Origin of the sequence: Ehrlichia muris subsp. eauclairensis, assembly GCF_051097115.1 — a bacterium.
GTDB lineage: Bacteria > Pseudomonadota > Alphaproteobacteria > Rickettsiales > Anaplasmataceae > Ehrlichia > Ehrlichia muris.
The window spans coordinates 240,595-256,016 of sequence record NZ_CP118226.1 but is presented as its reverse complement, the minus strand read 5'-3'; the positions used below and the strand labels follow the sequence as shown (position 1 = coordinate 256,016).

Below are 15,422 nucleotides of genomic sequence, written 5' to 3'. Positions count from 1 at the left end.
TGTACTGAACATTGACTTATAAATATTATAATAGAAAAGGTGTTATGGTACAAATCTTATGTTATTTGAATACAACTATATAAATAAATATTTTTACTAAATAACATTTCTCAAGAATACAGTATATTTGTTTAATCAACATATTACACAATATACTAAGATCCAACTTAAATTAGGGTACCTATATACAGCACAGCTCTATCTTGCTTAATATGAATTTAATATATTAAAGGAATCATAAATTTTCAAATAAACAACTACTTACTTACAGGACCTAACGATGAACTACCTAAGCACTTTCTAACCCCTCTTGCTCCATCAAAGATAAACAATTTACGCTCACATTCAGTCATAATAGATTCGATAGTCAAATTATAAGCAACATGTGCTTGTGTATCATATACCTCACTAAAGATATCGCTAACACATTCTTTTATTTCCCGTCCTAATTCATGTAATTGCTTGTAAAAAAGAACTACACTATTGCAAGTATTGCTAGAAGCAACTACAGAGCTTTCTGATTCTTCTAATGCTGCCTCTAGAGCCTTTTGTATCTCACAAGAAAAGGAAGAAGCCATGGAATCACACGACTTGATCTTCTGTTGTACAATTATTCCTTCATCAGATTTTTCCTCACAACCTTCCAGATTCCTAAGTAAATCCCGATAACAATATACAGAAGATAATTGAAATCTAAGATCTCTAACCATAGAAATAATATTATCCACAGTTTCCTGTTCAAAATTATACATAATAAAAGTTGACCTAAGATAAGACCGCGGCATCGAAAAATTTTTAACTCCAACAGTCAGGCTTCTTGGTATATCATCATATTCTGGTAGATGCAATTTAGGTTTTAATAAAAACCTTATTAAATAATACAATGCAACTGCACAGAACACAGCTACAAGTATCCCCACAACTAAACCAACTATTTCTAAAGTCTTCATAATATTACCCTACATTGACAAATATTGACTACTGATAACAATTATACAAATAAAATAGCTCTTATAACTATACAGCTTTTTTTTCACTAATTAAAGTGTACAACTTAAACATTAAATTATATATAATTTATATAATATAATTTACCATAACTATAGGAGTAACAAAACTTAATATTCTACCAATAGAGAATTTATTATATATTTTTTCACATTTTGAAGAGGATAATAACGAGATGCTTTTTCAAACCCTATAAACATTGTAATGACTTGCTATTCAATTCTTGCTTATGATAATGTTTATCAATAAGCTATTAGCAGCACCTAAAATTAAGTTCATCCCTTATCAGATATATTTAAGATAATAATTTGCCACTTACTATGGCATATGTCAGTATAAATTAGCACTAAATAAATTTAAAAATATCTTTAAATGACTATATGTTTTATAATATTTCTAAATCTCCTATTTCCAGAATTTCTTGAATTCATCACAATTTCAATAATTCTCTATTCTCAATAAATTTGAATTTTTCATAAAATAATATGAAAACCGTAATCAGTAATGGTACTAAAGCCAATTTTAGGAACAGAATGTCAAAATCTCTATATAATATATTCATTACACCACTAATATCTGATAGTTAATTTCTAGTAACATTGAAAAACATTATCAATACCTACTAGATTACTGACACTTATAGGATAGACTTAATTAGGCTACTCTTAGTATTTTTGAATACCCTCACAACAAGACGCTCTATTAGTACACCACATACTCTAAGACTTTGGTACCTGATCTTAAAGTTCAAACCGATCATATGCTTCTTTCCATCTTTTCTTTGCTTTTTTTTAGTTGTTCAACCAGATCTGTTACTAGAGTTTTTAGTTTAATGATATTTACTTCTACATATTCCATAGGCTATCTTAACCCATAGCCTTTTCAAGGTGTATACTAACTTAAAATAATAGATAAAAAATTTCTAAATAACTTCAACTCCTAAGAAATACCTATATTTTCCTTTATACTTATCTTAAATAATTCCTTTAAATCATGTTACAATTGGACATAAAACATTCTAATCTGATTTGCTATCTTAACTCTCTTCTTCTAACTGACATCTAATTTTTAATTTAGTCTATTTTTGCATTCCCTTCCTTAAACTCTTTTTAAAGTCGAACACAAACCTACATACGTAACAATTGACCATATAACTAACAAAAAACAAAGAATAGGAGAAACGCAAAATACTATATAAACCATCGATTACATATCCCATATCTTACCTTAATCGAACATGCTATTAAACCTCTCTAAACTAATGAACACCACTAACTATATTCTTCACAACTACACTTTTATACCCTATAAAACATTATCGACAAAGATACACTTTAAAAGCATTAGGAGTATTAAAATTTTAATTTAAACCTTAATTAATGCTAACCTAAAGTAAACATATAAAACACTATAAACACTGAAATAAAGTACCTACAAAATACTTTTTAAACTATCATTAGATCTTTATATTAATAACCTATAATATCGCAAAAACTATTTATACCAACTAGCTGACCTTAAGTAAGAACAAATATTACACTATTTCAAGTACAAACGTTAACCACATGATTCTAATTAATCAAAATAAATACATCCTTAATAACATACTTTTATTGTTCTACGTATAAGAAAACAACACTTACCTTTAAAAATTTTTCACATTATAACATACAGTATAAAATATATAACCAAGTAGGGTTTAATCAAGATTATCAAAATTTTGTACTGGTAACGATTCATCCACATTCATTAAATAACCAGAACATTATAATAGTTCCTCAATTAGTACATCTTTTTGATATAGTTTTATACTTCATCTCATCTCTTGTAACTTTGAAAGTATTTTTTCCTTCAGGATGCTTATTTTATCTTTTATATATTCTAAAGCACAACCACTATTATTAGTTTTTCATTATAAAATCACAGAGAAAACACTTTTTAGTTAATAAATCTCCACCAAGGACCTATTTATTATTTTAAATCATGTACTCTTGTACATTAAGTAGCAATATAACATAATAAAAAGCAATAGAATTATAATAACTGAGACAAGATGAGATTACAACCTCATACACTATATAAATATATACTCTCCTAAAAGTTAATTTTGGTAATGTTATTCAATGTGTCTTTAGTACATCAGGTGTTAAACAATATGTAATTTTGTCAGATATACAATATTCTATAGTGAAGCCATAACTAATAAAACTTTTTCTTATTATGTTTTTGATCATCAATTGACTTTAGAATAGTAGATAGTAATACCACAAGATACACTGGCTATAACGTACATAAAAAAACTACATAACAATTCCACAAAGTCATTATCCTTTAACAGCAGTATAAAAATTAGATTATCAAAAGATTTGCTATATAACATTAATTGCTTAAAACAATTACATATCACTATAACTGGCCAACTCTCTACATCATTATTTAGATATAACCTGTATCTGAAGCTGGAACACTATAAAATATCTCTTGTACGTTACCCTCAGAACATACATATTTTGCTGCACAATCTAATGTTCGATCTATCAAAACCTCAATATAAAAACTTACACTAGCAGTAAGATCAAATTTTAAAAATACTTGACTTATTATATCACACTTTAACCTATTCATGATATCAACAAAACTTTTTAAACCTCTAAGTAATATAAAAAGTGATATAAAGCAGGATTATAGAAATGAATTTATAGAATCCTCCTTTTACAGCAACTACCGTGTTACTAAACCTTTCCAAAATCTCTGTCTTATTTCATTACATTTTTGCATTGTTACTCTAGGCTCAATATACTCATGTAACTTACAATTACTAATATACTTTTCCTAAATTTCAAATACCTGATGAAAAACTTCTACCTCCAATTTCTCTAGGAGAATAATGAACACAATAAACATCAGAACTACATTTGAAAGAATACCCTCTAACTATTACCACTATAAGCAATAGAACTACTGCCATATACCCAATTAGGCATCATATAAATTATGCTTACTACAAATTTGACAATAAATAAGCTAATACAACTAATCAGAAATAATACTATAGTATCATAAACATTCAGGTATTCTTCCAGTAAAAAATATATTAAGTTATATTATTAATAGTAAAAATACGATAGCATTAACTAAACAGAATATCTATGCCCTGATCTTCCACAACAATCAACACCAGTCACACTATTCAAACATATATCGTACCTTTGGGCACCTTCTTGTATATTTCGTTCATTAATTCCTGACTCATTTTTGAGTTTGTCACGCACTAATCGGATAATAGTATCTTCATTTGCGTCAACTCTTTTCTGTAACTTATCAACCTTACCATGCAACATGACGCCATCAGCCTTTACTCCGATCATATTTTCTTCACAACATGATACTCTGCAATTTAGCTGCTGGATTTCATTTTCCAACTTTTTCATATGACGCAACATATATATCAATATGGCAGCCATTATTGCTAGAACTAATATAATAGTGACCATAAAGGCAATCATCATCACACTGTTATAACTCATACACACCCTCTTTAAAATTAAAATCTACTGATTTATACTGATAACTATTATAATAACTATCTCACCCAGAGTCAAATATATGAACCAATCTACTCTGATACACAGTCACATGGACACTTACTGCCATGAATATCTAATACATAACAATACCTAACATATAACAACTTTCTGTAGCGTATTAATTTAGTAAAACATGTACCACTTCACCATTTTTAAACACACCATAGAATATGAAATAGTATAATATACAAGTAATAAATTTATTAATTCACTTATCACAGATATTCAATTAAAAAGATATTATCACAACATATTTATATTTAGAATTTATAGATATAGCATACAACTTGGAATTTTTTCATATGACTCTCTATCCAGAATTACTATGATACAAGCCTCATTGTTTCGCTTCTTTCAAATCATGAATTAGAAACATAATAGAACAATAGATTGCTATAAATTATTATCGACTACTTTAATGACATAATAACTTAACATCAATAACATACCAAACAAGAATGTCAACCATTAGACTTACACATTATCTATAACACTTTAATAGACTTAACTATATTTAGTTATTGATATAATCAACCTTAGCTTAAAAAGGAACACCCTTCCTACAGAATAATCAAGAAATTGCAACTTCTAATTTTTAAAAATTCAGCATTTATTCAAAAAAGTAGCATCTTGCTAACAAAATAATTTGTATTGATTGAAAAAAACGTATTCTTAAATCATATCACTGAAGCTAAGAAAATATAGTTAATAAAACTACTATTCTCTGTAAATTACTTAAAAGATCTTAGCAACTTTTATTATTAATGATATTTAGTTGAAACATCAGCAAGTTAGAATCTGCTATACTTAGTGCAGGAAAAAAAACAATATCTTATATTGAGATTTAATTTTTAATAAATTGTTATTTATTCCATAAAAATATACTAATTATAGTATAATTCATTTACAAATACTACATTCATAATTAAAAACAATACTCATCATGTTATTGGATCATAATAAATATTTTTAAAATAATCGTAACATTCTTAATGCAAAGACACTCGTAGTATATACACATATGAGATGGAACTTTTCATTATAAAACTAAGAACAATACATAGACACAATCTCACCCTTCCATTTTACAAGTATTTCAACTATAAGATTTGATAAATTAACTACATTATCCCAATTAATAATCAATAGTATAGTATTAACTAATAAAAAAATCATATGCCAGTACAGTAGCTGTTTATTTCTACGTAACCAAAAATTAAATAATCTCTCCAACAGAGTATTATTAATATTCTTTAATTCATTTACTTTTTCAATGATTTTTACTTCTTGTATATTGGGCAATTTTAAATAATCCGTAGTATTATCAATAATATAAGAAAAACTAACTTTGTATTCTTTTAACTGTATACTTAAACTATCTCCTACAATGAATTGCGCAATTTTAGATACTATATTATAAGCTTTCTTAAATTTATCCACTTTCTTATCATTGGTATTTGCTTTCTTCCTACCATCCATTCCGAAGCCTCACTATTGACAAAATAAAGTATGCTACTAGTATATCATAAACAAATTATTTTCTAGTATAAATATACAGTGTCACGTTATATACTCAAAAAGTCTTTTTATGAACAATCATCACTCAATGTTGCAAGTAAATTACTTGGGAAAAGACTATTATTTAATCAATATCAAGGAATAATAACAGAAACAGAAGCATACATAGGTCAGGATGACCCGGCTGCACACTCTGCACATGGGTATACAAAGCGTACTTCTGTAATGTTTGGCAGTCCAGGATTTTCTTACGTTTATTTTATTTATGGAATGTACCACTGTCTTAACGTTGTAACTGAAGCAAAAGGGTTCCCTGCTGCAGTACTTATTAGAGGAATAGTACTACTACTGATAATCAACCCAACACTGTAATTAGCGGTCCAGGAAAGTTATGCAAAATTCTTAAAATAACAAAAGAACATAATAATATAGATATTACACAAAATAACAACTTCTGCATTTGTAAAACAGATATTGATATAGATAACTACATATGCACTCCCAGAATAGGAATAAGTAAAGGGAAGGAAAAATTTTGGAGATTTGTAATTCCAGATGTAACCTTTCTACTGAATATCAAGATAAAAAATAAATAATAATTAACATAAACCCAGAATCAATAAGCTAGTGCTTTTTGTAAATCTGTTACATAAAATAATGTTATACAGTAAGTTCCATAGGAATTGTTGGATAAATTCGTGGATATTGAACTCCATTTTCCATCTCTATTATCAATGGAGGAGCTGTTGGCTTAACTTTGCTATTTTCCTACCGTAATATCTGTTGTTTTTGCTGGTACCTTAATATCCTGCATACCACTTTCAAAAATTTTAGATGCTAACCTGATACTCTCTACACCTCCAACTTCTCCTTCAACCCTATACATTTTTAAATCTATAGCATAACTAGCACATTTTATTAAGTAATATATATTACACACAATATCTTCATCACATTTATAACCTAATTCCTGCAATATTCCCAATTTTGTTAACTGACATTTCTCATACTCACTGAATTTTAAGTGACCTTGATAGATATTTATCTTGCTCGCTAATATTATCGCACCAGTAACACAATGCATTCCATAAGCAATATACGTGTCATTATGGTATAAACGATTCAAATGCTTTAATTGTGTGTAGAAATTATCCATTACATTAGTAACTCTCCTATAAAACTGATCAGATTGTTCAAATTTTACTGAAAATTCATTACTCATTCCTTGAGAACTAATTCCACAAGCACCTATCATTTTCATTCGACGATACACAATCAAAATAACATCTGTTATCATCAAAATTACAATAATACTTAACAGCACAGACAGGCAAGCTTTATTTTTCATAATATTTCTTCTTTAAACTAATAATTAAACTCACTTTTATAGGGAATACCTTGCATCCGATACAGCAGTCGGGAGGAGGTTTTCCTCAATTCGCATATTTTTCAATTCTTCTTTATTTGCAGCTGCAGCAAGCCATTCCTCTTTCTCCTTAATAGCCTCCATACCACTCTGAAAAATTTCAAAAGCTGCCTTGATATGATACCAAATACTCATATCTTGCTTATTACTATGGATATTACAAAAATCTCCTACTCTATGTTTAACACAATCAATACCATCTTTTACTAACTTAAGTATATCATATCTAATAACATCTTGATCATATTTATCAAAGTCTGGCTTTTTCAATATTCGCCATTCTATTAATTTACGTTCTTGATCTACAGTCAATTTTACACCATCTTGATACATATCTATCGTACGTGATAACATGATTGCACAAGAAATAAAATGTATTCCACACATAATAACACGATCATTAGCAGGATGTAGACTTTGCCAGCACTGGAATTGGTCTAACATATAGTCCATTGCATAAGTAATTTTTAACAAATTCTTATCATGCAATGGATCACATTCTTTAAGCTTGGCACCAAACATGCCCTCTACTCTTTTCTTAGCAGCCAGGCAACTTTTTTCCCTCTTAATATCTAGATTATCAGTACAAGCAACTACTATAACTGCAATCAATATAGAAACAATAATTGTCATTATCAAAACTATCAAGAAATAGGAATTCTCACATTTTATTATATCACCTTTTATTAAGTATTAATACTAAAAATTAATTTATCTTAATTAAAATACCTGCTTCATATAAAACAATACTACACAGTAAGTTCTCTAGAAATTACCGGATAGACTTGCGGAAATTGAGTGTCATCTCCTGTTTTCACCAATAAAGGAGTTCTTGTTTTCATTATACTAACTTGCTCATGTCCTGCTGCTTCTTGTTTCTCAATAGCCTGCATACCACTTTTAAAAAGTTTAAATGTTTGCTCTATATAATAAAGAGTATTAATACCTTCCTTAGACGTAGTATTTACGTATCTAAAACAATCACTGGCATGTTTTACTAATTGAGATATATCATATCTAATAACATTTTCAGTACATTTATTACTTGTTTCCCTCAATATTCCTAACTTTTCTAACTGATGCTCTTCAGCACTAGTTAATTTTTTGTTATCTTGATACATATTTATTGCACGCGATAACAGAATCGCACAACACATATTATATATTCCATAATCAATAATATGGCACTTAGGATGTGCATCTTTCCAACCCTGAAACCGATCTAACATACAATTCATTGCATAAGTAACTTGCAATAAATTTTTATCACATTGTGGACTAGATTCTTCAAGTGCTATTCTAAAATCACCAAGGACTTCTTCTTTAGCCGCCACACGAGCTTTTGACGCATGAATAGAACGACGTACAGCACAAACAATTGCCAGTACATAAAAATTATCAGAACATTTAATTCAAGAGCCATACATACCAAAAACCATACATCACTTGTATTTCTCATTGTAATCTCCTCTATTAATTACTAATACTAAATTTATTAACCTATTTTAACTAAAACATCTGCTTCATATAAAACAATATTACACACTATCCCTGATACTAGCTGATAGCTTCTTAACCCGTACATTTTCGAAACATTTATTGTTAGTAGTTGCGTTTTCTTCCTCAATAACTTGCATACTACTTTTAAAAACTTCAAAAGCTGACCTGATACGACACAAAACTCTTCTTTCCCGTTTAGAAGAACATAAACCAATAATCGTCCACTTTACATTCAGCATATCTAACAGCACGCTCTACTGAACATTTCATATTACATTTCATACTAAGATTTATCATCTTCACTACTTGGCTCTTTCCACACTCCTAACCTTTTTAAGTCATTAGTCTCATCTATACTTAATTCTCTAACATTTTGATACATATCCATCATACACGCTTTCATTTTTGCACGACCAATAAACCAAGCTGCACCTTTTATACACACACTATTAGGTTCTAAAATTTTCAAACACACCAATTGATCTGAAATATAGGTATACACTTCCCCCTAAATAGGTGGATAAACTTTTTCCACAAGCTACAAACAAAGTACTATAGAAGATACTATCATTACCATTAAAGCTACAACAACAGTTGTATACAACTGCAAATATATAGAAGATTTCACCTTACATCACATGATTTTTTACTAATAAATTTACTCATATTAAGCAACATACGAGATCTTATAATAAATCAACTCAATATTTTAATATATTAATAATAAAAATAAAATCTTTACTAGAAATCTTATATTAAATCATAATATCCTTAATAAAATACAACAAGTGTTGTAATTAATACCTTTATTAGAATTCAGTACACACAAGCACTCTATATTAGAAAATGTGTCACAGCAACACATCTTTCTCTACAATTAGGAAGTTGATCTATGTACTGACTTTAATCCCATCAAAATATCTATCTAATAGATTTATTATTAAATTCTATACGATATTTATGTAATAAAATCTCTAAGCTTTTCCTTTAACTTCTTAAAAACAAGAAATATATTTGAAAAAGCCATAAGGTCATAACATTTTATACAAATCTAAATCACTAACGATTAAAAAAAATTATGCACAGCTCTATACACAGTAGAATACAAAAATATATAGATAAGTCATACTTCCGTATTACAGCATAGATTAACGTTAATAATCATATATGTACTTTCAGCACAAAGGTGAGTGTAGTACATGAAAATCCTAAAGCTATGCACTTGAAAGACAGCTTTTCTACAAAGCTTGTCATAACACAATAAATGGTAATCAACTATAAAATTCAAAAATAATGCACCACAAAGTCCGGAATTTCATTTTTATAAAACAAAAATTTTAAAATATTTATTATTTTAATTAAATAGTTTATCCTTGTATAAGAATACTTACCATACCATTACTCATGTAAAATGTTGTAAATCGACTTATATCGTAGCAATAAACTTTTAGAATCTGGTTCACTCTATTTTTCACTCTTATTACTAACTTAATATGCACGTTATGTTAATAAATCTCAAAACACTTCCCATGCCTATATTAGAATTAAAATCTGCTTATCGTATGTAAAAAAGAACTTTCTTTTATTATGTCTTGTGAATACCATCAAAGCACTTTTCTGTTGCTTGGTTGCACCTAAATCTTAAACTCGTTCTTAATATAGTCAATATCTTTATCCATAAACTTGTTACTGCATCACAATATAGACAATGGTTCACAATAAAAACCACAAGAATTACCACATAAATAACACCATACAGCAATCTACTACATAAGTCATTCTTAATTAACTATAATAATTTGATTAAATATACCCTACCTAGCTCCTTCTAAATTATAATACCTTATTATAAAAATAATGAGTAATAATATTAAAATCCTTACATTAATTATGACTATCAAATCCACCAAGACAGTCTAATCATATTAATAATTCTTAAAAGAAGTTAACATTCCATTACTGATTAACATACAAAATCTACATTTTCATACGTATAGCTTTCAACATCACTTAAAGATATAGCAGAAAACGTAATATAATCTTCATCATAAAAAAATCCATCCCCATATAGCTCAGCATCACTATAAAATCCATCTAGTACTCTAATATCCTTCATAACAAAGCTAAGCCCTTTAGTAATAAAAGCCAAACCGTAGTCTAATTTTACATGATATACCTTCATAAAATCAACTTGATCTACTTCCATATCCTTTATTAAATTAAAAACATTCCCTAATAAAACACGTATGTATGGCATATTTTGTAATTCACATTTTACTAAAGTGTGTTTGTATTCATTAGACACAAATATTGATTCTTTAGATTGAGAAATAATATTCTGTAACAGTAATATTTTCTTATAAATATCATCATTACTCAGAACTCTATCTATCAAATCAGAGATTCGATTTTGTACATAATCAAAACCAACCTTAAGCATCACAACACCATATTGAGCAGATTCAACTTCTATAGACTCAACCCCACTTGTATTACAAACATCTTTTAACTGCTTTTCTAACTTCCTCTTTAAATTACAAACAATAGAATTATGCAAACCACGATTAGAAATACCAGGCATACACTTAGATAACGTATTAACTTTATCTAGTCCCCTTTTAGAATTTCTATACATCCTCAGCACATTACACAATATTAAAGCAAGAACAATAGATATCAAAGTACTAACTATAACTATAGATAACCAAATTTCATATTTCATGATACAAACTCATAAGTTAATAAAATAAAACTTATGCACCACAATCACTAATAACTATGCTAAATGAAAATACAGTTAATATATTAACTAATAATGTTAAACAAAAATTAATAAACAACACCTCGTTACAGAAATTATTACACAACAAGTTACTATACTTAGCAACATTACCCTAGAATACCAGTCATATACATCATTGACTTGATTAATTAAGTGCTACAGTCTGGCGACCAATAACATCATTTATTGTAAATGAATACGGTCCTGATGTTTTTATACACTATATTGACAATATTAATACTACATCCTACTAGACTCATACAATAATTCACTTTTTTTTACTTCAGTACTAGACATACACTACAACAACCACCATTAGTAATAAAAAGATCTAATTAAGAATATTTAAAAATCACAAAAACCATACTGCATAAGTGATAAAATACAGTAATGATACTCCTTAATTTTCAAACATTAACTACCGATGTGCTTACCAACAATAATCAAAAAAGATGAGCAAGTTATGTAAATATATTGATATTTTTATAAATCTCTTCCTCTAAAATTTTATTTTTTTCATAAAAACTACACATGCTTAAGATTAAATATATACACTTAAATTTGTGGATCCATTCATAGAATAACTATGTAATTCCTAAGTCTGAAAACGCACTAAACTTTTTGATATTAACTAGTACACATCAAATTTTGACAATAAAACCATATAATGCAGAGTAACTCCCACACCAGAGTATAAAATCATAAACATTCCTATAGAAGTTAGATAATCAATTCTAAGAATCTTTTTTCAGCAAATTTCCTTGAGTCACAAAATGACCCCTCAATTATGAGACGTCGAATTCACTTAAGTATAGAATTTCTCTACTTTAAATTTTATGAAAGAAGAACTATCTCTATATAATCTTTCCAAAAACACCCTACTCTTTTCAATTTCTCAATACTACTATAAAACTAATAATCAAATCATACACAATAATAGATAATTGCAACTTCAAACATCTTCTCAACTATAGGATATAACCTACAATACACTTCAAATCACAATCAACTACCTAACATCATCATATATTCCTTCAATATATTACCTTCATTTATTCAGAATAAACCGCTGTATAAGGAAACCTTATGCTTAGACCACCAGTACATTTTAGTCCCCTTTATACATTATTTAATTCATTTTGACTAATACTCACCTTACTGTTTCAATAAACAGTCTTTTACATAAAATAGAAAAACTGATTTATTTTTTGTATAAAAAAGAGTACAATCAAATCAACAAATATAAAATCGATAAAATATTATTTTTCATATTTATCATCATCCAATAAAATACACAGAAAAATAATATATCAATATTAACTATCTTTATATCATATTTTATAAGACATTTCCTTTATCTACCCTCTACTAAAATAGCACTGACACTATAGTTACATTACATAAATTATACAACTTATAGTTCAATCTTTTCGAGAGATTCACATTATCCTCAACACTTAGCACTAACATCCATTAACTTAACTTAAAAGTGCCAGTTGTTTAAGCATCCCTAAAAATCAATACTCTATCTACTCCAGAAAAGGCTACAATTATAAATCCAGATTATCTAAAAACGATAAGCATAACGTCACACATACCATTATTATTAATCAACATATAAAACACAAATAGAGAATAAATTACTAGTCAGTGTTATTTATTAAATACTAAAAAATACAAACCACTTATATTAATTACAACCTCTTACAAAGATATCTACATTTCTTTTATGAACTTTACGTAACCAGAAAATTGCTAATCATTGATTAAATGAACAATTTTTTTCAAGTAAAAAATGCTAACTCAATCTTCAATAGTAAGACAGAAGCATTAACTACAAGTCAAATACTTATAAAGTAAAACACCTAAGCAAGATATGAAAAATCTACAAATATCAAAATAATAGGGTACTACAATCCACTAACATACCCAATAATACAACAAATTAATATCTTTTTTATATTAACAACAATTTATTACACTCCCTATTAGTAGATATATTGTCAATACTTAATAAAGAACCCATAGATACATTGAAGATATTCCAAGTACAGAGATACACCTCCGTGATTTTACAAGCAACACGGTTATTCACTATTTTAGAAAATAACCTTACCATATCAACAGCAGATGCCACCAACAAGAAATCTCTTAAAGAACAATCACCATTTTTCATCAATAATTTACAATTAACCTTAATTATACATAAAGATAATGTAGTACTTAACAATAACTTTCTAAATAAATTTAGAATCAGGCGATTAATTTATAGAATCTCTTGATATTTTTAACTATTAACTAAATAAATTAAATTTATTACGTAAAATAACAGTACACATAGAAAATAAATAATAAGTTGCTACATTTTGATATATAAGGCTGTAATACTAACCACTTTGATTAGAAAAATTAGGCTAAAAACCTAAAATAAATAAATAGATTAAAACAACTTTCTATTATTTGTTATGTTAGAAAAAATCTAGAGAACTTTTGAACATAATAAGCAACTAGTGGTGCAGTAAAAATAAAACTATCCATGCGATCAAGAATACCCCCATGTCCAGGAATGAGAGTTCCACTATCCTTAACTTTACATAAGCGTTTTATGCAAGATTCTGTAATATCACCAATTTGAGCAACAACTGCTATAAGAATACCTGCAATAAATGCATGAAATACAAAAAATATCCCAAAAATTATTGATACAATAACACTAACAAATGCCCCAGCAGCTACACCTCCAAACAATCCTGCCCATGTCTTATTAGGGCTAATCATAGGGATTATCTTTTTCTCACCGATATTCTTACCAACAAAGTATGCAGCCATATCCGTTCCCCAAACAACACTAATTAACCATATCAGGATTATTTCTCCATTCAATAAGTTATAAATATATACTAAAGATGCATAAGGCATTACTACAATAAAAAACGCAGGAACATAATATAACCTCCTACACTGCATAATATTCAACAATTCAACAGAAGAAACCACAGCAAGAAAGAAACACAAAATATAAAAGGTAATTTCTCCAAAATACAAGGACAAGGATACAACAGCACAAATGAATACAGAAGACAATGACCTTACAAACAAACTACCACTTACCATTGTTCCAACCAAATATTGTTAAACCAAGATACTTTTTAATATAAAGTAATTAATTATACTATAAATATAACTCAGCACAATGTTAACTAAAATTATAAAAAATCAAAACACATTTTATTTACCTTTCATGCAATACATGTGACTCAGATTAATATTAGGATATTGCATTTATATGTAAAAATTATCAAATACACCATTTTTATATAACATTAGATAAACCTTACATCACTAACATATCAATTTTAGAAGCACACACCTTACTCACTACACAAAGTACAATTATACAGTTTTTTATACACAAAATAAATATGTAAATAAAGAACTCATCAGCAACATAAACTATACCCTATCTTCTTAAAATAGAAAGGCGTTATGAAGGAACTTAAGTATAGTAAGAACTACATATATAAATCACATCAGGACTTATTAAAGTGTGAAACATGGATTTTTTTCGTCTGAAGTTATGTATGCATCATCAGGTGCATTA

Annotated in this window: 13 protein-coding genes and 1 pseudogene; 1 reads left to right on the top strand and 13 read right to left on the bottom strand. The window is 27.9% G+C overall.

Translation table 11 applies throughout. From position 1 onward, the window contains the following. Positions 1 to 257: 257 nt before the first annotated feature. The 5 genes from PVA18_RS01065 to PVA18_RS01045 all read right to left on the bottom strand — a co-directional run bounded on the left by PVA18_RS01065 (position 258) and on the right by PVA18_RS01045 (position 6,074). On the bottom strand, positions 258 to 950 hold the full coding sequence (locus PVA18_RS01065; protein WP_045804863.1) for a hypothetical protein: 693 nt from the start codon (positions 948 to 950) through the stop codon (positions 258 to 260). A 2,494-nt stretch (positions 951 to 3,444) separates the two neighbouring features. After that, a complete protein-coding gene (locus PVA18_RS01060) occupies positions 3,445 to 3,633 on the bottom strand; it encodes a hypothetical protein (RefSeq protein WP_045804864.1) in 189 nt (62 codons plus the stop codon). A gap of 214 nt (positions 3,634 to 3,847) precedes the next feature. Beyond that, positions 3,848 to 3,976 (bottom strand): hypothetical protein, encoded by a 129-nt coding sequence (locus PVA18_RS01055; protein ID WP_257639926.1) that lies wholly within the window; start codon positions 3,974 to 3,976, stop codon positions 3,848 to 3,850. 166 nt (positions 3,977 to 4,142) lie between these two features. Beyond that, positions 4,143 to 4,535 carry a hypothetical protein gene (locus PVA18_RS01050; RefSeq protein WP_045804865.1) on the bottom strand — a complete coding sequence of 131 codons (393 nt, stop codon included), beginning with the start codon at positions 4,533 to 4,535 and terminating at the stop codon, positions 4,143 to 4,145. A gap of 1,107 nt (positions 4,536 to 5,642) precedes the next feature. Beyond that, a complete protein-coding gene (locus PVA18_RS01045; protein WP_045804866.1) occupies positions 5,643 to 6,074 on the bottom strand; it encodes a hypothetical protein in 432 nt (143 codons plus the stop codon). Between the two features lie 78 nt (positions 6,075 to 6,152). On the opposite strand from PVA18_RS01045, the pseudogene PVA18_RS01040 reads away from it, so the two are divergent. Continuing rightward, a pseudogene (locus PVA18_RS01040) lies at positions 6,153 to 6,709 on the top strand (DNA-3-methyladenine glycosylase). 164 nt (positions 6,710 to 6,873) lie between these two features. On the opposite strand, the gene PVA18_RS01035 reads toward PVA18_RS01040, so the two are convergent. The 8 genes from PVA18_RS01035 to PVA18_RS01000 all read right to left on the bottom strand — a co-directional run bounded on the left by PVA18_RS01035 (position 6,874) and on the right by PVA18_RS01000 (position 14,935). Then, the gene (locus PVA18_RS01035; protein WP_045804867.1) at positions 6,874 to 7,461 is read right to left on the bottom strand and encodes a hypothetical protein; all 588 of its coding nucleotides are present in this window, start codon (positions 7,459 to 7,461) and stop codon (positions 6,874 to 6,876) included. Between the two features lie 36 nt (positions 7,462 to 7,497). Further along, the gene (locus PVA18_RS01030) at positions 7,498 to 8,172 is read right to left on the bottom strand and encodes a hypothetical protein (RefSeq protein ID WP_045804868.1); all 675 of its coding nucleotides are present in this window, start codon (positions 8,170 to 8,172) and stop codon (positions 7,498 to 7,500) included. A 116-nt stretch (positions 8,173 to 8,288) separates the two neighbouring features. After that, positions 8,289 to 8,873, bottom strand: a complete 585-nt coding sequence (locus PVA18_RS01025) for a hypothetical protein (protein ID WP_045804869.1) — start codon at positions 8,871 to 8,873, stop codon at positions 8,289 to 8,291. 204 nt (positions 8,874 to 9,077) lie between these two features. Further along, a complete protein-coding gene (locus PVA18_RS01020; protein WP_045804870.1) occupies positions 9,078 to 9,278 on the bottom strand; it encodes a hypothetical protein in 201 nt (66 codons plus the stop codon). A 44-nt stretch (positions 9,279 to 9,322) separates the two neighbouring features. Further along, a complete protein-coding gene (locus PVA18_RS01015) occupies positions 9,323 to 9,508 on the bottom strand; it encodes a hypothetical protein (protein ID WP_143339988.1) in 186 nt (61 codons plus the stop codon). Between the two features lie 1,494 nt (positions 9,509 to 11,002). Beyond that, complete coding sequence (locus PVA18_RS01010) at positions 11,003 to 11,761, bottom strand: hypothetical protein (RefSeq protein ID WP_045804872.1); 759 nt, start codon at positions 11,759 to 11,761, stop codon at positions 11,003 to 11,005. Between the two features lie 2,017 nt (positions 11,762 to 13,778). Beyond that, complete coding sequence (locus tag PVA18_RS01005) at positions 13,779 to 13,997, bottom strand: hypothetical protein (protein WP_045804873.1); 219 nt, start codon at positions 13,995 to 13,997, stop codon at positions 13,779 to 13,781. Between the two features lie 287 nt (positions 13,998 to 14,284). After that, a complete protein-coding gene (locus PVA18_RS01000; RefSeq protein ID WP_045804874.1) occupies positions 14,285 to 14,935 on the bottom strand; it encodes a phosphatidate cytidylyltransferase in 651 nt (216 codons plus the stop codon). Positions 14,936 to 15,422 lie beyond the last annotated feature (487 nt).